The organism is Rhizobium sp. SYY.PMSO, from assembly GCF_046840415.1.
Taxonomy (GTDB): domain Bacteria; phylum Pseudomonadota; class Alphaproteobacteria; order Rhizobiales; family Rhizobiaceae; genus Rhizobium.
This window is the reverse complement of the sequence record NZ_CP177350.1, coordinates 1420008-1440307: the sequence shown is the minus strand read 5'-3', so window position 1 is coordinate 1440307 and position 20300 is coordinate 1420008. Positions and strand designations below refer to the sequence as shown.

Annotated in this window: 14 protein-coding genes and 1 pseudogene; 5 read left to right on the top strand and 10 right to left on the bottom strand. The window is 62.2% G+C overall.

Annotated elements, in window-relative coordinates:
* Positions 1-165: 165 nt before the first annotated feature.
* The 6 genes from ACJJVH_RS24925 to ACJJVH_RS24900 all read right to left on the bottom strand — a co-directional run bounded on the left by ACJJVH_RS24925 (position 166) and on the right by ACJJVH_RS24900 (position 8445).
* Entirely contained in the window at positions 166-1218 is a 1053-nt protein-coding gene (locus ACJJVH_RS24925) for a DUF2218 domain-containing protein (RefSeq protein WP_412065434.1), read from the bottom strand.
* On the bottom strand, positions 1215-3191 hold the full coding sequence (gene fhuB, locus ACJJVH_RS24920) for a Fe(3+)-hydroxamate ABC transporter permease FhuB (protein WP_412065433.1): 1977 nt from the start codon (positions 3189-3191) through the stop codon (positions 1215-1217). Before fhuB ends, ACJJVH_RS24925 begins: the two co-directional genes overlap by 4 nt.
* A 7-nt stretch (positions 3192-3198) precedes the next feature.
* A complete protein-coding gene (locus tag ACJJVH_RS24915) occupies positions 3199-4089 on the bottom strand; it encodes an ABC transporter substrate-binding protein (RefSeq protein ID WP_412065432.1) in 891 nt (296 codons plus the stop codon).
* Positions 4090-4276: 187 nt separating this feature from the next.
* Positions 4277-6463 carry a TonB-dependent siderophore receptor gene (locus ACJJVH_RS24910; protein ID WP_412065431.1) on the bottom strand — a complete coding sequence of 729 codons (2187 nt, stop codon included), beginning with the start codon at positions 6461-6463 and terminating at the stop codon, positions 4277-4279.
* A gap of 167 nt (positions 6464-6630) precedes the next feature.
* On the bottom strand, positions 6631-7515 hold the full coding sequence (locus tag ACJJVH_RS24905) for a helix-turn-helix domain-containing protein (protein ID WP_112798446.1): 885 nt from the start codon (positions 7513-7515) through the stop codon (positions 6631-6633).
* Between the two features lie 279 nt (positions 7516-7794).
* Positions 7795-8445 carry a hypothetical protein gene (locus tag ACJJVH_RS24900; RefSeq protein ID WP_412065430.1) on the bottom strand — a complete coding sequence of 217 codons (651 nt, stop codon included), beginning with the start codon at positions 8443-8445 and terminating at the stop codon, positions 7795-7797.
* A 319-nt stretch (positions 8446-8764) separates the two neighbouring features.
* Here ACJJVH_RS24900 and htpG point away from each other — a divergent pair, with 319 nt between their 5' ends.
* The 4 genes from htpG (at position 8765) to ACJJVH_RS24880 (ending at position 15082) form a co-directional block, all read left to right on the top strand.
* Positions 8765-10654, top strand: coding sequence for a molecular chaperone HtpG (htpG, locus tag ACJJVH_RS24895; RefSeq protein ID WP_112798442.1), 1890 nt, complete (start codon positions 8765-8767; stop codon positions 10652-10654).
* Between the two features lie 271 nt (positions 10655-10925).
* A complete protein-coding gene (locus ACJJVH_RS24890) occupies positions 10926-11699 on the top strand; it encodes a siderophore-interacting protein (protein WP_412065429.1) in 774 nt (257 codons plus the stop codon).
* 336 nt (positions 11700-12035) lie between these two features.
* A complete protein-coding gene (locus ACJJVH_RS24885; RefSeq protein ID WP_412065428.1) occupies positions 12036-13775 on the top strand; it encodes a type I secretion system permease/ATPase in 1740 nt (579 codons plus the stop codon).
* The gene (locus tag ACJJVH_RS24880; RefSeq protein ID WP_412065427.1) at positions 13772-15082 is read left to right on the top strand and encodes an HlyD family type I secretion periplasmic adaptor subunit; all 1311 of its coding nucleotides are present in this window, start codon (positions 13772-13774) and stop codon (positions 15080-15082) included. The genes ACJJVH_RS24885 and ACJJVH_RS24880 overlap by 4 nt, the downstream gene beginning before the upstream one ends.
* Positions 15083-15189: 107 nt before the next feature.
* Here ACJJVH_RS24880 and ACJJVH_RS24875 read toward each other — a convergent pair whose 3' ends face one another.
* Positions 15190-16626: a family 16 glycosylhydrolase gene (locus ACJJVH_RS24875; protein WP_113357710.1), complete on the bottom strand. Its 1437-nt coding sequence runs from the start codon at positions 16624-16626 to the stop codon at positions 15190-15192.
* Between the two features lie 199 nt (positions 16627-16825).
* Positions 16826-17821: an ABC transporter substrate-binding protein gene (locus ACJJVH_RS24870; protein ID WP_112798435.1), complete on the bottom strand. Its 996-nt coding sequence runs from the start codon at positions 17819-17821 to the stop codon at positions 16826-16828.
* A 366-nt stretch (positions 17822-18187) separates the two neighbouring features.
* On the opposite strand from ACJJVH_RS24870, the pseudogene ACJJVH_RS24865 reads away from it, so the two are divergent.
* Positions 18188-18319: pseudogene (locus tag ACJJVH_RS24865) on the top strand (type II toxin-antitoxin system RelE/ParE family toxin); the annotation flags it as partial.
* 129 nt (positions 18320-18448) lie between these two features.
* On the opposite strand, the gene ACJJVH_RS24860 reads toward ACJJVH_RS24865, so the two are convergent.
* Positions 18449-19225 (bottom strand): cyclase family protein, encoded by a 777-nt coding sequence (locus ACJJVH_RS24860; RefSeq protein ID WP_113357707.1) that lies wholly within the window; start codon positions 19223-19225, stop codon positions 18449-18451.
* A gap of 27 nt (positions 19226-19252) precedes the next feature.
* Entirely contained in the window at positions 19253-20236 is a 984-nt protein-coding gene (locus ACJJVH_RS24855; RefSeq protein WP_412065426.1) for a fumarylacetoacetate hydrolase family protein, read from the bottom strand.
* Positions 20237-20300: the final 64 nt, after the last annotated feature.

The window sequence follows — 20300 nt, the reverse complement described above, 5'->3', positions numbered from 1 at the left end:
GGCTAGTTATCAGTGAGGGCAAAGCGCTTCTGCGGCCGCTGGCAATCGGCCCCGGCATCAGCCGCCGGGCGATGCCGAGATCGCGTGGCCGGACCATGGCGTTGCGAAGCGATTGACGGTTGCCGGAGTTCCGGGGCGCTCTGCCGCAACCCGGATATCTCCTCGTCAGCGCTGCCAATAGGCGGCGATGCTGAAAGTGCCGGGATCCCTTGCCAAGCCGCTCTTGACGAAGGTGCGGATGGCACGCGCCTGTTTCTGTTCGCAGGCGGCCCAGACGAAAGTTTCAGGATCGCAGGCGGGCACGATATCCCGCAGGATGCGCTCCAGCGTATCCGTCGTCCCGGCCGCCGCGCCATTGCGATGCAGCCATGTGACGTCCATCGCCGCCTCCGAGGTCAGCGGCTGCTCCTCTTGCCTGTCGGCGACTTCGAGAAAGATGCGCAGATTTGCTTCGGCAGGCATGGCCGCCGCGATCCGGGCGATGGCGGGCAATGCGGTTTCATCGCCTGCCAGAACCAGTTTGCCTGCCGCCGGCACGCCGCCGCCGCCGGGACCTATCAAACCGGCGCGATCGCCGTTGCGCGCGGTCATCGCCCATGTCGCGCCCGGAACGTTGTCGCCTTCGTGCACAAGGAAATCGATGCTCATTTCACCGCGGGCGCGATCGATGCTGCGGATCGTATAGGCGCGGATGGTCAGCGCATCGTCGCCTTTCGGCCAATGTATGCGGCCGTCCGGCTCCGCATGCGGCCAGACAGGCTCGCGGCCCTTCGGCGGAATGAGCAGGCGGACATGCAGCCCGCCCTCGCAGAAATAGCTGACGTCATCGGTAGCGACCACGACGCGGCGCATGTGCGGCGTAACGTTAAAGGCATCGACGACTGTGACCTCGCGGAAGTTCGGAATAGCGGACGGCTGCGGCCCGTCAGCCCAGTTCAGATCGAGCGCATGGCCGGCGGAAAGTTCGAAAAGGTTTTCGGCGACCATGCTGCGCACGGTAAAGAGCATGGCCGCGGTCGGGCAACGCAGCTTGATATCGAGGCGGTCGTTGCTGACGGCGATGTCGGCGCTGCCGATGACGGTTTCGAGGCGGGCCCCCGCCGCGCGTCGCCTGATCGTGACGTGCTCGGCAAAACGCGCGCAGAACTGGTCCAGCAATTGGCCTGCGTCCCTGTGCGTGGCAACGCCGGAAGCGGTAAAATCCCTGGCATGCATCATTGCTTAGTCTCCTTGCGGGTCAGGAACCAGATGAGATAGGGACCGCCGATCAGGGCCGCGAACAGGCCGACGGGAACCTCATAGGGAAAGATCACCATGCGCGACAGCCAATCGGCGAGCGTCAGCAGCATGGCGCCAAACAAGAGGCTGGCGGCCAGTTGCTTGCCGGTCTGGCGGAAGCCGACGAGCCGGGCGAGATGCGGTGCGATCAGCCCGGTCAGGCTGAGAGGGCCGACGAGGAACGACGGGATGGCGGTCAGGAGGGCGGCCAGAACCGACAGAAGGAGCCGGCTGATTGCAACCGGCAGGCCGACGGAGCGTGCGACGCCGCCGCCGAGCGGCAGGACATCGAACCACCGCCGCAGGATGGGCAATAGCGGGATAAGGAGGCCAACCGCGACGATGCCGGTCCACGCCTCGAACGAGCCGGCACGGTTGGTGGAGCCCGAAAGCCAGGTCAGCAGCAGGTAGCCGCGCAGATCGCCGCGGGCGAGAACGACCGTGACGATCGCCATGCAGAGGGCGCCGATCGCAATGCCGGAGAGAAGCAGACGTTCCGGGCCGAAGCCGCCGCGGGCGCTGATCGCCAGCATGGCAAGAAAGGCGATGAGCGCGCCGATCGTCATCGCCGTGATCGTGATTGCGGGCGAAGGGAACGAAAACAGGAAAAGTGCCGCCGTCAGACCTGCGCCCCCGCCGGCGCTGACGCCCAGAACCTCGGGGCTCGCAAGCGGATTGCCGGTCAATCGCTGCATGATGAAGCCCGCTGCGGCCAGCATGGCGCCCGCTGTGGCCGAGACGAGCGTGCGCGGCAGGCGGAAGGGCAGAAGCTCCCAGAATTGACTGCCGATGGCCGCCTGCCAGCTATCGACGTTGCGCCCAACCGACAAGGCCAACGCAATGAGGAGCATGAAGCCGAGGGCGAGCAGGGCCAGGGCTCGATTGGGCGCGATGAGCGTCCGCCGCACGAGGGGAGCGCCGCCAGCACGCAGCGCATGGGCCGAATGCAGCCGTGGCAGCAGCAGAAGCAACAGCGGCCCGCCGAGAAGCGCGGTTGCCGCGCCCGTCGGTGCGAGATCGGTGAAGCCCGGCGAAAGGAGTTGCACCGCGCAGTCCGTGAGAAACAAAAGGCCGGCGCCGGCAAGCGGAGCTGCGATCAGCAGCTGCCTGGTGCGGCGTGCGCCGCAAAACCTTGCGAGGTGAGGCGCGGCAAGGCCGAGAAAGCCGATGATGCCGACCTGTGCCGTCACCGAGGCCGCGAGCCATACGGCAAGAGCCAGAACGGCGAAGCGCATGCTGTGCAATGCGAGGCCGAGGCTCCTGGCGCTTTTGTCGTCCAGGCTCATGATCGTGAGAGGGCGAACCAAAAGCACGGCGGCCGCAATGCCGATGGCAAGGCGAGGGCCAAGGCTGATGACGCCGTCCCAGCTTTGCTGGTTCAGCGCACCGGCGCCCCAGATGAAGACGGACATGGCATATTCGCCGCGCGCCAGAATGATGGTGACGCTGAGGGCGGTCGCGACCAATGTCACCATCATGCCGCACAGCGCCACCGTGACCGGATCGAGACCGCGGCGCCAGCTCAGGGCCAGCACGATGACGACGGCGGCTAGCCCGCCGGCAAAGGCCGAAATCTCCCGCGGCAGGCCGATGAGCAGCGGAAAGAGGCCGACTGCGATCGTCATCGCCAGCTGGGCGCCGGCAGCGATCCCGAGGGTCGAGGCGTCGGCAATCGGATTGCGCAGGACCCTTTGCAGCAAGGCGCCGGAAAGCCCGAGCGCCGCGCCGGCGATGAGCGCAATGGCGGAGCGCGGCAGCAGGCTGTCGACGAGCAGGATGCGGTTGAGGACTGCCGCGTCGCTCATATCCGCGGAAAGTTGCGGACGCATGACGAGCAGCGCAGCAAAGGCCAGCATGCAGGCGATGCCGAGCATGGCGCCGTTGAATGCCAGCGGCCTGCGTCTGGCGATCATGGGCCGGTCAACCATTCCATGCACGGGTCAGCCCTCCGGCCAGGAGATCGGCGAAGCGTCCGGCCGCCGGCAGCGCGCCATAGGGATTGATCGAATCGAGCAGGAGAACGCGGCCCTGCTTCACCGGCGGAAGCGCTTTCCAGAAAGCGCTCTGCCGGAGCTCGGCAAGCGCTTCCGCCGGGTGCGGCGGAATGAGGACGATCCATGCCTCGGGCATGGCGGCCAATCGCTCTATCCCGACCGGGGCGGTTGCCGAATAGCTCGTCAGCTCGGGCCAGGCGTTGGTGAGGCCGGTGCGGGCCAGAACTTCACCGAACATGCTGTCGGAGCCGAAAACGCGGAAATGCCGGGCATCGCCCAGATTGATCGGCAGGATAGGGCGATGATCGCCTTTGCCGAAGCCGAGGCGATAGGCTTCGAGCTTTTCCCGCGTGGCATCGACGAACGCGCGGCCGGTGGGCAGGCCCAGCCGTTCGCCGATCGCAAGCGTCATCTCTTCGGAAAGCCGATAGGGACTGGCGCCTGGCTGATAGACGGCATGGCTCTCGACCGGCGCGATCAGGCGCAGGCGATCGTCGGCCCAGGCATAGAAATTCGAGTTGAAGATCAGATCCGGCCTGGCGGCATACAGGACTTCGAAGTTCGGCGTGCCGCGCAGGCCGAGATCGGCGACGCCTGCGGGAATGGCTGGCGTCACCGCGACGTCGCGGAATTGCAGCAGCTCGGTTCCGGCGACCACATCGGCGCCGATCGCAAACAGAGTTTCCAAAATGGCCCAATCGAGCGTTGCCACGCGCGGGCTCGTCGCCGCGCGTGCCGGTTTGAGGCCAATCGCGCCGGCCGCGGCCATGGCCAGAAGCTGCCGGCGCGACAGCATATGAGCGTTCGTTGCGGTCATGGAAGGTCGCTGATCGGTTGACGCTGCGGACGAGGGAAAGCGCCGATGCCCATGCTGAAAATTCGCTGCAGCTGTTGCGCCGTCATGCTCGTTTCGTTCCTGGTTTCAAACGAGTTCGAGGATTGCCTTGCGGCAATCCCCGGCTCTTTGCCACGATCGAGAAGGAAAGTGTACTATATTTATCAACTTACCACTTCTTGCTGAGCTTGAAGGTAATGGTTCTAGCATCGCCATAGCCGCAGACATTCTCTCCGGCGCAACCAGAGACGTATTCCTTGTCGAACAGATTGGCGACGTTGAGCGAGGCGCCCCATCCCTTCTTCTCGTAGCGAATGCCCGCGTCGAAGAGCGTTGCCGAAGGCACGCGCAGGGTATTGGCTTCATCCGCCCAGGACTTGCCCTGGTAGCGCACGCCGGCGCCGATGCTGAGGCCGTCGAGCGCATCGCTGGTGAAGGCGTAATCGAGCCAGAGCGAGGCGGTGGAGTTCGGCACGAGATAGGGCGAGTTGCCGACGATGGAGGAATCGATGTCCTTGGTGATCTTCAGGTCGGTGTAGGAATAGGAGCCGAGCAGTTTCCAGTTGTCATCCAGGTTGACCTTGCCCTCGAATTCCACGCCGCGCGAGCGGACCTCGCCGACCTGGCGCTGCAGGAAGGTGACGGGATCGGTGAGGGCCATGTTCTTGCGGTCGATCTGGAAGATGGACGCCGTGAACAGGCCGTCGATGAAGTCGGGCTCGTATTTGACGCCGGCTTCGTATTGCTCGCCCTTTTCCGGAAGCAGCCCGCCGCCGCTGACGCTGGTGCCGACTATCGGCCGGAAGAAAGTGCCGGCGCTGACATAGGGCGTGATGCCGTTGGAGAATTCATAGGCGAGGCCGGCGCGGCCGCTCGGCGCTTTGTCGTTCGAACTGTAGGTCGTGCCGACCGTCGCGTCGGAATTGGTGTCGACAAAATCGTAGCGGCCGTTAAGCGTCAGCAGCCAGCCGCCGCCGAAGCGCATCTGATCCTGCGTGTAGACGCCCAGCTGCTGTTGTGTCAGCACCTGATCGAGATAGACGAAGTTCGTGCCCTGCGCCGTGCCGTAGACCGGATGGGTGGCGCTGATCGGATTGGAGCCGCAGCAGGCCTGGACCTGATCGAGACGGTAGATCGAGTAATCGGTGCCGATGAGGAGATCATGGCTGATGGGGCCGGTGTCGAACTTGTTTTCCGCACGCGTGTCGACCGAGAAGGTATCGACCTTCGAACGTTCGAAAAAGCCGATGCGGTTCAGCATGTAATCCGGATCGTCGTAGGACGGGTCGAGCGGGTTGCCGTCCACGTAGCCGTTCAGGTAGGGGCCTTCCTCGCGCTTGTAGAGGTGGCCGTAACGCGCGTTCTGCGACACGGTCCAGCCGCCGTCGAAGTCGTGCGAGAATTCGTAGCCCAGCATCTGCTGGGCGTATTTCAGATTGTCGATGCTCCGCTCGCCATAGAAGGCATCGCGCTTGATCTTGCCGAAAGGCGCGTCGACGACCGTGCCGACATAGGGGAAGAAGCCGTTGCCGCTATGGATTTCGTCAAGGCCGCTCAGCGAGCCGAAAACGGTAAGCTTGGTGGAATCGTCGGGCGAGATCGTCACCTGCGGCATGATGAAGCCACGCAGGTCGTGGGTGCCGTCGCTATAGGTGTCGCCGCCTGCAACCTTGCCGGTGACACGGTAGCGGTAGACGCCGTCGGCTGACAGCTTGTCGGAGAAATCGAAGCCGACGAAGGCGTTGCCGAGATTGTTGATGCCGATCTCGGTATAATAATAGGGATCGTCGGTGGGCTCCTTGCGAACCATGTTGACGAGGCCGCCGGGATTGGAGCCGCCGTAAAGCACGGAGGAGGGGCCTTTCAGCACTTCGACGCGTTCGAGCATGAACGGATCGATCTGGAAGCCGCCGAAGCCGTAGCTAAAGAGCGTCAGGCCATTCATGAAGACGCCGGTCTGCGTCGCATCGAAACCGCGGATATAGAACCAGTCGGTATCGCCGTCATTGCCGAAGGGCTGGGCGGTGACGCCGGGCGTATAGCGCAGCGCCTCGTCCACCTTGTTGGTGATGCCGCGATCCTGCATTTCCTGCCGGCCGATGACGGATACCGATTGCGGGACCTCGGTGATCGGCGTATCCGATTTCGAGCCCGACGTCGTCTTCTTGGCGACATAGCCCTTGACCGGCGCCGTGCCGCTGGCTTCGTCCTTTTGCTGCGATCCCTGGATGACCAGCGGCTTCAGTTCCGTCGGTGTTTCCTGGGCCGAGGCTTGTAAGCCCCACAACAGTGCGGTAATGGCTACGCCCGTCGCCAAGAGCCGCGCCCGCGATACGTCTTTCTTCAATCCCTGCATTTCCGTCGTTTGTCCCGATTTTACGCCTGCCCGGCCGAGGCGGCCGATCCCTCAATAAGATGAGTAGTTAACTCATATTTACTGGTGCGGCTTGTCTGTCACGAGGGAAATTGAATGTTTTTGGGCAATTCTCCGCGAAACGTACAATTGCCCGCGAACTGTGGTTTTCAGGCAAGCCTGCTGCGCTTCCAGCTCGCCGGCGCCGTGCCGACATTCTTGCGGAAAACGCGCGTAAAATGCGCCTGGTCGGCAAAGCCGGTTTCGACGGCGACGGTGGTGAGCGGCAGCTGGCTCTTCAGCAGCAGATGCTTGGCCCGCTCAAGCCTGGCTCGCGTCTGCCATTGATGCGGCGGCATGCCCGTTGACGCCTTGAAGGCATGGCTGAAATGCGACTGGGAAAGACCGGTCAGCGCCGCCAGCTCTTCCAGCCGGATAGCCCGGGTGCAGTGCTCTTCGATATAGTCGACCGCGCGGCGCAGCTGCCAGGTGGCAAGGCCGCTGCGCTTGCGTGGCTGCGTTCCATGCAGCTGCAGCACGCCGATCAGCAGCGACAGCGTCAGGCCGTCGCCGTAGAGGTCATGCAGCGGTTCGGGATTTTCGCATTCCGCAGCGATAAGCTCGGCGAGCGCCATCACGCGCTGGTCGGTGAAATGCAGTTGCGGGCGATCGAGCCGCGAGGGGTCGATATTTTCCATCAGCCGCTGGCCGATGATCTCCGCGTTGAAGTGAATATCGAGGTGGCGCACGAACTCGACGCCGGAGATATCGACCCATAGCTCCATTCCGGCGGGAATGTAGGAAATGCGTCCGCTATCGTTATCCTGTGCGCGGCCCCGTGCATGCGGCGACTGCCGAACGTTGGTCGTGCCGGAGCCGCGTTGCTCCAGAAGAATGAACAGTCGCGGATCATGCGCGACATAGTATCCGCCGGCATGTGCCGCACAATTGACATTCCAGATGTCGGCGACGATGCCGTTCCACTGGCGGCGATGCATGCCGCCGATGACGGAAAAGCCTCCGATCTTGTTCTGCATTCTCGGCTGAAACGTCATTCGCAGCTTCCGGCGTTGCTCTCGCGCAATAATCCTTCCAATTAAACTCAAGTTATTATAGCAACGGAGTGCGGATGGCAATTGGGCGGCGGCAATGCAAATCGGCATGCCGCACTTGCGCATATGCAAAGGGGACGCTCTTGTCGAGCGTCCCCTTTGCCGGATTACATTGGCTGCGGCCGCAGGGCCTTCCCCGGCAATTCTGGCCTAGGTAATTCTGGCCCAGGCAACTCTGGAAAGACGGATGACGAGCCGTGGCGGTTCGAATGCCGGACCTCTCTAGAAAAGCCCTGCCGTCTTGATCGCCTTCGAATTCGGGTGATACGAAGCTTCGATCACGTTGGCAGGCTGGTGCCCGGGTGAGGGGCGGGGGCCGATGACATGCGCGGGCTCGGCAGGCGAGCGCTGGGCCATGCCACAGCTTCCCGAGCTGCTCGTCCTGACCTGCGGCTTGCCGGTGCCGGAGCTGTAATATTCCGTGGTCTGCGTGCAGGTGCCTTTACCCGACGTCGTCGAGATCATCGTATAAGCCTGTGCGCCTTTCGGCAGTTTCGACAGGTCGATGTTCATGAGATTGCCTGCATTGGCCGATCGTTGTGTGAGAAACCGCGCATCGTTCAACATGGCGGCCGTCTCACGGTCCATCGCTGCCGAGATGCGCTCCATCTCGGCGAAGGGCGAAGCCGAGTCGAAAGGTTCAAGGGCCGCGGCGAACGGGAATGCCGGATCGGGATCGCCCTGGAACGTGACGGCCGGAGGCTGATCGCCGCTATAGCGGATCACCTCCAGCGAGCCGTCCGGCAGGTGGACCGTCATGCGGTGCATGGCGGTGGAGCGGTCGATGGGCTGCTGAGCGAAGGCCTGGCCCGCCAATCCCGCGGCTGCGACGAGGCCGGCTGTGATGAGAAATGCTTTGCTAAGGCTTTGCACAATGGTCTCCTTTGCTGGAAGAACATATCCGATGCGGCTCCCGGTGCATGGCCTCTGGAGCCGCTCAATGTGACCCCATCGATCTTGGGCGCGCCTTGGCCAAATTTATGGCATGTTGGTGCGACGCCGCGCCGCATATGCGCCGGCTGGGGTAAAACCTGTGTGATCGGCGAAGAGCCGGCCCCGTATGCAGACCCGTGCGCAGAAAAGGGCCGCTTGCTCATTCGCGGCACGATCTGACAACGCGTGCTTGAAATTTGCCTCGTCTTCCGCCACCTGTTCGGCGCGAGTTTTAACATTCCCAGGAGACTAGACGCACATGACGACCAGCACCGCAGAAAAGACCGCCGAGAGCCACGTCTTCGAGGCCGACGTTGCCCGCCTTCTGCATATGATGGTTCACTCGGTTTACTCGGATAAGGATGTTTTCCTGCGCGAGTTGATCTCGAATGCGGCGGATGCATGCGAGAAGCTGCGCTACGAAGCGATCGCGCAGCCCGGCTTGCTCGCCAGCGATCCCGATAGCCGCATTCTGCTGACGCTCGATGCCGATGGCGGCAAGCTTATCGTGGAAGACAACGGCATCGGCATGAGCCGTGACGAAATGATCGAAGCCCTCGGCACGATCGCCCGCTCCGGCACGCGTGCCTTCATGGAACGCATCGAGGCTAACAAGCAGGGTGAGGGTGCGCAGCTCATCGGCCAGTTCGGCGTCGGCTTTTATTCCTGCTTCATGGTCGCCGACCGCGTCGACGTCGTTTCCCGCCGTGCGGGCGCCGAGGATGCCTGGCTCTGGTCTTCCGATGGAAAGGGCGGCTACAGCGTCGCTCCTGTCGATACGAGCGAGGCTCCGGCGCGCGGCACGCGTATCACGCTGCACCTGATGGAGGATGCCAAGAGCTATGCATCGCGCTGGACGGTCGAGCGTATCGTCAAGGAGCAGTCCGGTCATGTTCCGGTGCCGATCAAGATCGCCGAGAAGCCCGGCGAGGAAGCCACCCAGCTCACGGATGGCACAGCGCTCTGGACCAAGTCGAAGAACGACATCACAACCGAGGAATACACCGATTTCTATCGCAGCGTGTCCGGCCAGTACGATGAGCCGGCGCTGACGGTGCATTTTCGCGCTGAAGGCCGCCACGAATATTCCGCTCTCGCCTTCGTACCCGGCTCGCAGCCCTTCGATCTCTTCGATCCGGATCGCAAGGGGCGCATGAAGCTCTATGTGAAGCGTGTCTTCATCACCGACGAGGCGGAATTGCTGCCGCGCTATCTCCGTTTCGTGCGCGGTCTCGTCGATACGTCGGATCTGCCGCTCAACGTCTCGCGCGAGATGATCCAGGAAAGCCCGATCCTGACGGCGATCCGCAAGGGTGTCACCAACCGCATCATCACGGCGATCGAGAAGCAGGCCGAGAGCGATCACGACGCCTTCCTGAAGATCTGGGAGAACTTCGGCAGTCTGATCAAGGAAGGCATCTACGAGGATTTCGAGCGCCGCTCGCAGCTTCTGGCGCTGTCGCGCTTCCGCACGACGGCCTCCGGGGATGGCTATCGCTCGCTTGCCGACTACGTCAAGGATGCCAAGGAAGGCCAGCAATCGATCTACTATCTCGTCGGCGGCAGTCTGGAGCAGCTTAAGGCCTCGCCGCAGCTCGAAGGGTTCCGCGCCCGCGGCATCGAAGTGCTGCTGCTTACCGATTCCGTCGACAGCTTCTGGGTCACCAACGCCCCGGAATTCGAAGGCAAGAGCTTCAAGTCGATCACCCAGGGGTCCGCGGATCTCGCGCAGTTCAAGAAGCAGGATGAAGACAGGCCGGAAAGCGAAAGCGCGCCGGCCGACGTGCAGGCGTTCCTCGATTATGCCAAGCAGAAGCTTGCCGACGAGGTCTCCGATGTGCGCGCGTCCGACCGCCTGATCGAAAGCGCCGTCTGCCTCGTTGCCTCCGAACAGGGGTATGATCGCCAGCTGGAGAAGATCCTTCAGGGGGCGGGCCGTCTGCAATCCGGCGCCAAGCCGATCCTCGAAATCAACATGGATCATCCCGTCGTCAAGGCTATCGCCGCCAAGGCGGATGCGCCGGCGCTGCGCGACGATGCCGCCTTTCTTCTGCTCGATCAGGCGCGGGTTCTCGATGGCGACAAGCCGGCCGATCCGCGCGCGTTCGCCGAACGCCTGGCGCGGCTGATGGAAAAGGCGCTCCAGTAATCCAGCGGGGTCGGCGCGGGCTCGAAAGGGCCGTGCCGACCCACTCGAAGATCGCAACGCATTCCCTCGCATTTCATAATCTTGTCTCCAATACTCATCTTTTCGTTGCCAGATGGGTATTCCTCTTCTATAGACAGTTCCAATTGGCCGGGTTTTTCCCGGACACGTAAGCGTTAACGTCACTCAACGCGTATGATCGAACGGCTCTGCGGCTTCGGTCTGCGCGACTGTGTCCTGCGGATCGAGATCGAAGCGCCTCGAAAGGACACACATGGATACTCCCCAGACCTCCAATCCGACTGTCTCTGCGCCGAGGATCGAGCGCGTGCGCCATGAGCTGAAGCGGCGTTCCCTGACGGTAGCTGCCGCCCGGAGGATCACGCCCGGCATGCTGCGCATCGAATTGACCGGCGATGACCTCGCCGATTTCATCAGCCTTGCGCCGGACGATCACATCAAGGTTTTCGTGCCGGGTTCGGGCGAGGAAATGGAGCGGCGCGACTATACGCCTCGCCGTTACGACACCGATGCCCGCACGCTGGTTCTCGATTTTGCTCTTCATGAAGCGGGGCCGGTCACGAAATGGGCACTCGGCGCCCTCCCGGGCGACAGGCTGGAAATCGGCGGGCCTCGCGGTTCGGCCATGGTGTCAAGCGATATCGAAAACTGGCTGCTCATCGGCGACGAGACGGCATTGCCGGCAATCGGCCGCCGTATCGAAGAAGCGGGAGCAAGGCAGCGCATCACCGCGATTGCAGCGGTTGCCGATGCGGCCGAGCATCAGGCGTTCCAGACCGACGCGCAACTGGATGTTCGCTGGGCTCATCGGCCGCTCTCGGCGGCAACGGATCCCTCCGCATTGATAGGAGTTCTCCGGTCGATCGAGCTGCTGCCCGGCACCTTCGTCTGGATTGCGGCCGAGGCCTCCGTCACGCGCGCTCTGCGCGCCTATCTCGTCGAAGAGCGCGGTTATCCGCTGAGCTGGATCAAGGCATCCGGCTATTGGGTAAAGGGCAAGGCGGATACGACGGAGAAATTCGACTGAATGCGGATGAGGCAGGCGGCAACGCCGCCTGCTCCTCTCGATATGACGGCCAGGGCATCTTGCCGAAGCAGGCGGCTGCTCCATCTCATGGCACAGCTGTCCCGTAACAGGACAAGGTGCCCAATGATAAGATTGGGTTCACCGAAATCGCATTCCGGGCAGATTTCGACTTTCTAAATTATTTGAGATCGCAGAAGGTTAGATGCGAAGTGATGATGATGGCCAAGGCTATCGACAATCGCTTTGCAGGTTCGCGGCGCCGAGCGGGAGGCGGTGCCGGGAGCGTCATGTAAACCCCTGCCGTACGCGACGGCCAATGTTGAGGATCGAAGCAAGGTGCTTGCCGTCCCGAAAGACCCGCCGCAGACATTCCTAGCGCTGATGCTGTCGACGCTTCGCAAGGCCTTCGTCGGTATCGGTCTGGCGAGCGCCGCCATCAACGTGCTCGCCTTGACCGGCTCCTTCTTCATGCTTCAGGTGTATGATCGGGTCATTCCGAGCCATAGCCTGCCGACGCTATCCGGCCTCGTCATCATCGTCGTGACGCTCTTTCTGTTTCAAGGCGTGCTGGAGCTCCTGCGCTCGATGCTGCTCGTGCGCGTCGGCATGTCGCTTGACGAGCGCCTGAACAGAAAGGTCTTCAGCTCGCTCTTGTTCCTGCCGACCAAAAAGCGGACATCGGATGATGGCCTGCAATCGGTCCGCGACCTCGAGCAGATCCGCTCCTTTCTGTCCGGCAGCGGCTCGACGGCTCTTTTCGATCTGCCCTGGGTGCCTTTCTATCTGTTCCTCTGTTTCTTGTTTCATGTCTGGATCGGCTTCACGGCACTATGCGGCGCCTTGTTGCTGGTCGGCATTACCGTGCTCGCCGAAATGCTGTCGCGGCGACCGGCTCTGGAGGCGGCCAGGTCTTCGGCCGTGCGTCTCGGCTTCGCCCAGGCGGCGCGGCGCAACTGGGAGGCCGCCGTCGCCATGGGGTTTGCCGGCCGTCTCACCGAAAGGTGGGCAGCGATGAACGATGATTATCTCCGGCATCAGATGCGGGCGAGCACCATCGTCGGCGCATTGACCATAGCCGCCAGGATAGCGCGCATGATGCTTCAATCCGGCGTTCTGGCCGTCGGGGCAATTCTCGTCATTCGTCAGGAGGCGACCGGAGGCATCATCATCGCCAGTTCTATCCTGGTGACGCGGGCGCTGGCGCCTGTCGAGCTGGCGATCGGACAGTGGAAAGGCTTCATCGCCGCGCGTCAGGGCTGGTCGCGACTTGCCGCACTCCTTGATGCCGCTCCGCCGCAGCGGCAGCCCTTCGCCCTGCCGCCGCCGTCGCGGGAACTCGGTGTCGAGAACATCAGCGTTACTCCGCCCGGCAGCCGCGATCTCATTCTGCGCAATGTCTCGTTCAAGATACCGGCCGGCACGGTGCTCGGCGTCGTCGGCCCGAGCGCATCGGGCAAATCGTCTCTGGCACGGGCGATTGCCGGCCTGTGGCCGGTCGCCGTCGGCACCGTGAGGCTCGATCGCGCCGCGCTGTCGCAATGGGATAGCGACGAACTCGGGCGGCATATCGGCTATCTGCCGCAGGACGTGGATCTTTTCGACGGCTCGATCGCCGAGAATATCTCACGCTTCGCGGTGGGCATGCGCACGGAGCCGGTCATCGCCGCGGCGAGGGCAGCGGGCGTCTACGACATGATCGTCAAGTTTCCGGACGGCTTCGACACCAGGATAGGAGAAGGCGGATCGCGCCTTTCGGCCGGCCAGAGGCAGCGTATCGCCTTGGCAAGGGCGCTGTACGATGATCCGTTCATGGTCGTTCTGGACGAGCCGAATTCGAACCTTGACGCGGAAGGCGAGGCGGCGCTGACGGTCGCTCTCGAAGGCGTGCGGGACCGCGGCGGCATTGCGATCGTCGTCGCCCACAGGCCGAGCGCTCTGGCGGCAGCCGATACGGTGATGATCGTTGCCGGCGGCCGAATTCAGGCGTTCGGCCCGAAGAAAGACATTCTCGGGCCGTCGCCCAAGCAACTTGGAACGGCGCATTTCGCAGCCGCCGGCGGGGAGACGCGCGGATGATCCAGAGGACCCGGCCATCGACCGAACGTGCGATCCGCCGCCTGTCCCTGCTGGTGGTGGCAGCCATTCTGCTGTTGTTCGGCGTCATGGGCGGTCTTGCGGCGGCCACCAGGATTTCCGGGGCGGTGATTGCCTCGGGCAGCCTCGTGGTGGACAGCTACGTGAAACCGGTGAAGCATCTGAAAGGCGGCATCGCCCGCGCCATCCTTGTGAAGAACGGCGATCACGTTGCCGCCGGCCAGGTGCTGGTCCGGCTCGACGACACGCAGGTCAGGGCCAATCTTTCCATCATCCGCAAGCGGCTCAACGAACTTTCGGCCCGTACGGCGCGCCTGTCGTCGGAGCGTGACGGCAGGACGGACATCGCCTTTCCGGACGATCTGCTTTCGTCCGCCGGAAATGCCGATGTCGCCGCCATTCTGGCCGGCGAACGGCAACTCTTTCGCGATCGGCAGGCATCGCGCGAAGGACAGAAGTCGCAATTGCACGAGCGTATTTTACAGTTGAGGCAGGAGATCGACGGGCTCGTGGCGCAGGAGCAGGGCAAGAGGCGTGAGATCGCGCTGATCGGCAAGGAACTCGGCAGCCTTGAAGGCCTGCTTAGCCAAGGCATCATTTCGGCGACGAAAGTCTACTCCCTGCAACGCGAAAGCGCTTCGCTGAACGGCGATCTCGGCAACCTGGTCTCGTCCATCGCCCAGACCAGGGGCAAGATTGCGGAAACCGAATTGCAGGTCTTGCAGGTCGATGCCGATCGCAGCTCCGAGGTCTCGGATCAGTTGCGCCAGGCGGAAAGCGATAGCGGCCAGTTTTCCGAGCGTTTGATCGCGGCCGAGGACGATCTGAAGCGCATCGACATCAAGGCGCCGCAGGCGGGCATCGTCGATCAGTTGAGCATTCACGCCGAAGGTGCTGTCATCTCGCCGGCCGAACCGATCCTGCAAATCGTTCCGGACAAGGACGCGCTCGTGGCGGAGTTGAAACTGGCGCCGCAGGATATCGACCAGATCGCCGTCGGGCAGGCTGTGTCGTTGCGCTTTCCTGCCTTCGATCAGCGGATCACACCCGAACTGAACGGGCATGTCGACACCGTCTCGGCCGATCTGGCGACGGACCAGCGTTCCGGCCAGAGCTATTATGTGGTGCGGGCAAAGGTGGAAAAGCAGGAATGGCAGAGGCTCGGGCAGCTGACGCCGCTGCCCGGCATGCCGGTGGAAGCCTTCCTGCAGACGGGCGAGAGAAGCGTCCTGGCCTACCTGACAAAGCCCATGACCGATCAGATCAGGCGCGCATTCAAGGAGGATTAGGATCATTTCGCCAGCACTCGCGAAGAGTCCTCGGCGGCATGCGGCAGCCATGACCAAGGCAGGCCGCTTCGCGGACTGCCTTGGTCATGGCGCATTCCTTGGCCTGTTCAGATATGCCAGTCCGTCGTATGGGCGGATTGGGCCGAAGCGGCGAGCTGGGCGGCATGCTCGTCCAGGGAGTAAGCCTTGATATAGTCGATCTTCATCTCCGACCCGTTCGCAAGGCCATCCGCCGGCTCGCCTGCCTGCCCGCCGACGGCAAGATCGACCAGCATGTACATCGGCCCATGCATGTCGGACGGCGTATCGGCATGGGCGACGGCGACGTCGTCGAAATACCAGACGATCTGATCCTTGTCCCAGAGCACGCCGTAATTGTGAAAGCCGTCGGTGCTCGGCACCTCGACGGGAATGGAGTTCATCGTGTGCTGACCGGTGGCATTCGAATGCACCGTGACATTGACGGTATTGGGATTTTGCCCCCGCATCTCCACCACGTCGAGTTCCGGCGGCCAGGAGCCATCCTCCGGCAGCAGCCAGAAAGCCGGCCAGACGCCCTGGTCATGCGGCATTTCCGCCCGCATTTCGAAATAGCCGTAAGTCTGCGAGAAACTGGAATGGGTGGTCAGGATGCCTGACGTGTAGTCGTGGTTTTCGACGATCGATTTCAAGGCGTCCGGGGTTTGTTTGGCCGTAATGGTCAATACGCCGTCGGAGATGGAGAACGGGTTTGCGGATGCCGTCGGCGCATAGGATGGATTGACGTACCATTGCAGCTCGTCGTTCAGGCTGCTGCCTTTCTCCGGTGCCCAGGAATATTTCGCATCCCATGTGCCCTGGGTGCCCTCGTGCAGGGAAAGCGCATTGAAATCGTCGGAAAAGGTCTGCGTCAGAGACGATCTGTCGAGTCCCAGCTGGAACTGGTCTTCGTGCAGGTCGGAGACTGTCTTGTTGGCGAAGACCAGGCTTTCGCCATTGCCGAGATCGAGCCGGACATCGGCTCCCTCCTGCGTGGAATGGCTGACGACCTGATCGAAAGACGTCAGGCCATATTGATTGAGCCGGATCTTGTCGTCGTCGCCGAAGTCGGTGATGAGGTCGCTGCCGTTGCCCTTGGTGACGATGAAGGTATCGGCCCCGCCGCCGCCGGTCAGCACATCGTTGCCGGCGCCGCCGTCGATGGTCTGGCTGCCGCTGCCGCCCGTGATGATGTTGTCGCCATCGTTGCCGTAGGCATGACGGTTGTCGCCGGTAACGGTCAGGTTTTCGAAATTGGCCGGCAGCGTGTAGTCCATCCAGGTGTTGATGGTATCGATGCCGCCATTCGGCGCTTCGTAGGCGTGGTTGATGCTGGAGTAGAGATAATAGATATCGTCGCCGGCGCCGCCCGTCATCGTCACGTTCACGGAGGCGTCGCCCCACATGGAGTCGTTGCCGGCCGTGCCGTAGAGCACAGGCCCCGAGCCGGTGGCGGAGAAGAATCCTGTCGACGTGCCGCTATAGTAAAGTGGTTGTCCAAGGGCATTCAAAACTGAACTGGTCATGAGAAACCTCTTCCTTCGTGCCGGACGACCTCCTCCGTCGCGCTAATATGTCTCCTCGCTCATATGCGTCAGATAGCGTGCTTTGTTTTTCTGCCCAGTCCTTGCGGCAAGTTTTTTCGCTGTAGTGCTCAAGGCGGGCGCCGCCGGCACGGCATGGGGCTGGAGACGCGGCTGCCGGCCGCGTCTCCCGGCTCGGAGTTTAAAGGGAAGCCTTCACCTTTGCGGCAACGTCCGGGCTCACCCAGGTCGTCCAGATGTCCTCATGGGTCTTCAGGAAAAACCTGGCGGCGTCGTCATTGGTGCCCTGGTTGTCGGTCTGCCAGGCAAGCACGCTGTTCACCACGTCGTTCGACCACTTCCGCTTCTTCAGATAATCCATCGCCACTCCGGCCTTTTCGGCGAATTTCTTGGTGACGACGGTAAAGACTTCCGAAACGGGATAGGAATTGACCTTGGGGTTGGCGCAATCGAGGACGGACGTACAGGCATCCCACTCGGCCTTGTCGTGCGGCACGCCGAAGGAAAGACGCACCATCGGGTACTTACCGAGGATTGCCGTCGGCGACCAGTAGTAGCCGAGCCAGCCGGTCTTTTTCTCGAAGGCGTTGGCGATCGTGCCGTCAAGGGCGGCGGCGGAGCCCGTCTCGACGATTTCGAACCCCTTCTTCTCGCCATCGAGAGCCTTGAAGAGATTGCCGAGCGATGCCTGGCATTGCCAGCCGGGCGGGCAATTGTAGATGACGCCCTTTTTCGGATCGTCCGGCGAGGGAAACAGCTCCGGGTGTTCCAACGCCTGCTGGACGGTCTTGATCTCGGGATGGGCGTCCGCGAGGAATTTCGGAATCCACCAGCCGTCCTGGCCGCCCTCGGAGAGGATGCCGGCCGCGATGACCAACCGTCCTTCGGAAACAGCCTGGTCCAGCGGCGTGCGCACCGCATTGATCCAGAGCTCGGGAGCGACGTCGGGCTGGCCTTTTTCGTTCATGGAGGTGAAGGTCGGCAAGGTGTCGCCCGTAACGAGTTCGACCGAGCAGCCATAGCCTTCCTGGAGGATGATCTTGTCGACGTTTGCCGCGACGCCGGCCGATGCCCAGTTCATTTCGGCGATCGAGACCGAGCCGCAATCGGCGTGAGCGCCGCCGGCGACGGTGTAGAGTGCTGCCGCGAAGAGGGCGGCAGCAATGTGCTTCTTCATTTAAGACCTCCAGGTCCTGGATGTTGCTGTTCCGGAAGGGTGTCGCGGGATAAACCCATCGCCTGTTCTCCTTCGTTCTTGCGATCCCCAGTTACGCGAGGGTTGTGCCGGGTCATTCCGATCGGCTATCGCCGCCGGGATGCGGGGGCGATTAATGCCATAGTCGCCCCACCGTCCTATGCCGGTCGAAGCAAGGATTTGGGTTTTCCCACAGGAAATGGCCCGCAGCGGTTGGGCCACATGCGTCTCAAGCCTGAGAGACGAGGGGCGTGGCGGCGAATGAATCCGCCATCGCTGACCCGTGGGGGCTAAAGCGATTGATTGTGACTAACTTTGCCAGAATCGGCTACGCTGCGCGCGATATGAATGGCGCGTGAGCAGGAAGAGATTTCGCCGCCTGTGAGGATTCATCCGTTCGAAGCTCATCTCGTCGTCTACCGGATCGAAGAGAGCGGAGCCATTTTCGTGGTCCGCATACGCCACGGCCATGAAAACTGAGCTTGCGACCCCGTTTAGACCGCGCCGATCGAACGAATGAGGGTAGCGTGGACAGCGCGGCCCGGAGCGCATGGATTTGCGCTCCGCTTTGAACGGCGGGTGCCGATGCGGGTCGGGGGCCGTGCTCCGTCAATCATCCATGATCGCCACGGCTCTGGTCCATCCCGCGGATGCCTTTTCGATCTTTACGGGAAAGCAGGAGACCGTGAATCCGGTCGAGGGCAACGCTTCGAGATTGTGGAGCTTCTCGATATGGCAATAGCCGCGATGACGCCCCGCCTTATGCCCTTCCCAGATCAGCGATGCATCCTTGGTCGCGGCATATTTCCTTGCCGTATGCACAAAGGGCGCATCCCAGCTCCACCCGTCGGTGCCGGTCACTTTTACGCCGCGCTCCAGAAGATACATCGTGGCCTCGTATCCCATGCCGCATCCGCTCGCGACATAATTGTCCTGGCCGAAGCGGGCGCCGGCGGCCGTGTTGACGACGACGATGTCGAGCGGGCGCAGTACATGGCCAATGCGATCGAGCTCGGCTTCGACATCCTTTGCCGTGACGAGATAGCCATCCTCGAAGTGTCGGAAATCGAGTTTGACGCCGGCTTGAAAGCACCATTCCAGCGGAATTTCGTCGATCCTCAGCGAAGGGACGCCATGGTCCATGGTCGAGTGATAATGATAGGGGGCATCGAGATGCGTGCCATTATGCGTCGATAGCGTTATGCGCTCGACGGCCCAGCCCTCGCCATCCGGGAGGTCCTCGGCCTGCAATCCCGGAAAGAACGGCAGCAGCTGAGGAACGCTCTGTTTGTGATCGATATATTCGATATGGGGAATCTGGATCGGCGGATCGGCCGGAATGTCATTGGCAATCGGCACCGAGAGATCGATTATGCGTCGTGTCATGGGTTGTTTCCTCCTCCTCGCCGGCTATCAGTCCTGCCGGACGACCTTGTTCTTCAGAACGCCGATTTTTTCGAATTCGAGCTCGATCGTGTCGCCGTCCGACAGGTAGCGGCCATGCTCCAGTCCGCAGCCGTTGCCGATCGTTCCCGATCCGACGAACTCGCCGGCGAAGACGGTTTCGTCCTGCGACATATGCGCAAGGATTTCCTCAAAGCTGAACAGCATGCCTTCCGTCGTGCCGCTGGACCAAAGCTCGCCGTTGACCCGTGCTTCGGCCTTGAGCGAATAGGGGTCGCCGATCTCGTCGGGCGTGACGATCCACGGGCCCATGACGTTGGCGCCGTCGAAACTCTTGCCTTTCGCAGGCCCGAGCCAACCGGGCATTTCCCTGGCCTGCTGATCGCGGGCGGAAAAATCGTTGAAAATCGTAAAGCCAAAAATATGTTCGTGCGCTTTTTCGGCCTTGATGTTGGCGGCCGTATTCATGGTGACGATGCCGAATTCAAGCTCGTAGTCCATCACCCGGCTGTAGCGGGGCCAGACCACCGTCGAGCCGGGTCCGCGCACGATCATGCGATTGGTGATGTAGTAGATCGGCAGCTCGCGGTAGACCGCGGGAAGCTCGGCAAGCGGTTCGGCATCGATCGCGGCAAGCAAAGCGGGATCGCCGGAAGCCATCAGGCGGCGCATGCCGACCGGGGACTGGCGAATATGAAGCGGGAAGCTCATGCCGTCCCGCATCTGTCGTGGCAGGGGAAGGGGCGCTTCCAGACCGACCGCTTCAAGAGGCACGGACAGATCCTCCTCCTTCGACCGGTCCGCAAATAGCCGGGCTGCCCGTTCGAGGCCTAGCTGTCCCGCATCGATCAGGGACAGCATCGAGGAAAACGTGCCGATGTCGGCTCCTGCCCGAAGGCTTGCGGCCGTCAGGTCGAACAACAGGCGGTCGTCGTCATGGACAAGTGCGATGTGCTCTTCGCCGCTTCCGTTTCTAAAGGTCGCTAACTTCATGAGATGGCCCCATTGAAAATATATATATTTTGTGTCTATATCGATAAACGAAATTTTTCTATAT

Bases quoted from the DNA above. Each gene is read 5' to 3' on its own strand.
- ACJJVH_RS24925 (WP_412065434.1), bottom strand. From the start codon at position 1,218: ATGATGCATGCCAGGGATTTTACCGCTTCCGGCGTTGCCACGCACAGG.
- fhuB (WP_412065433.1), bottom strand. From the start codon at position 3,191: ATGATCGCCAGACGCAGGCCGCTGGCATTCAACGGCGCCATGCTCGGC.
- ACJJVH_RS24915 (WP_412065432.1), bottom strand. From the start codon at position 4,089: ATGACCGCAACGAACGCTCATATGCTGTCGCGCCGGCAGCTTCTGGCC.
- ACJJVH_RS24910 (WP_412065431.1), bottom strand. From the start codon at position 6,463: ATGCAGGGATTGAAGAAAGACGTATCGCGGGCGCGGCTCTTGGCGACG.
- ACJJVH_RS24905 (WP_112798446.1), bottom strand. From the start codon at position 7,515: ATGACGTTTCAGCCGAGAATGCAGAACAAGATCGGAGGCTTTTCCGTC.
- htpG (WP_112798442.1), top strand. From the start codon at position 8,765: ATGACGACCAGCACCGCAGAAAAGACCGCCGAGAGCCACGTCTTCGAG.
- ACJJVH_RS24890 (WP_412065429.1), top strand. From the start codon at position 10,926: ATGGATACTCCCCAGACCTCCAATCCGACTGTCTCTGCGCCGAGGATC.
- ACJJVH_RS24880 (WP_412065427.1), top strand. From the start codon at position 13,772: ATGATCCAGAGGACCCGGCCATCGACCGAACGTGCGATCCGCCGCCTG.
- ACJJVH_RS24875 (WP_113357710.1), bottom strand. From the start codon at position 16,626: ATGACCAGTTCAGTTTTGAATGCCCTTGGACAACCACTTTACTATAGC.
- ACJJVH_RS24870 (WP_112798435.1), bottom strand. From the start codon at position 17,821: ATGAAGAAGCACATTGCTGCCGCCCTCTTCGCGGCAGCACTCTACACC.
- ACJJVH_RS24860 (WP_113357707.1), bottom strand. From the start codon at position 19,225: ATGACACGACGCATAATCGATCTCTCGGTGCCGATTGCCAATGACATT.
- ACJJVH_RS24855 (WP_412065426.1), bottom strand. From the start codon at position 20,236: ATGAAGTTAGCGACCTTTAGAAACGGAAGCGGCGAAGAGCACATCGCA.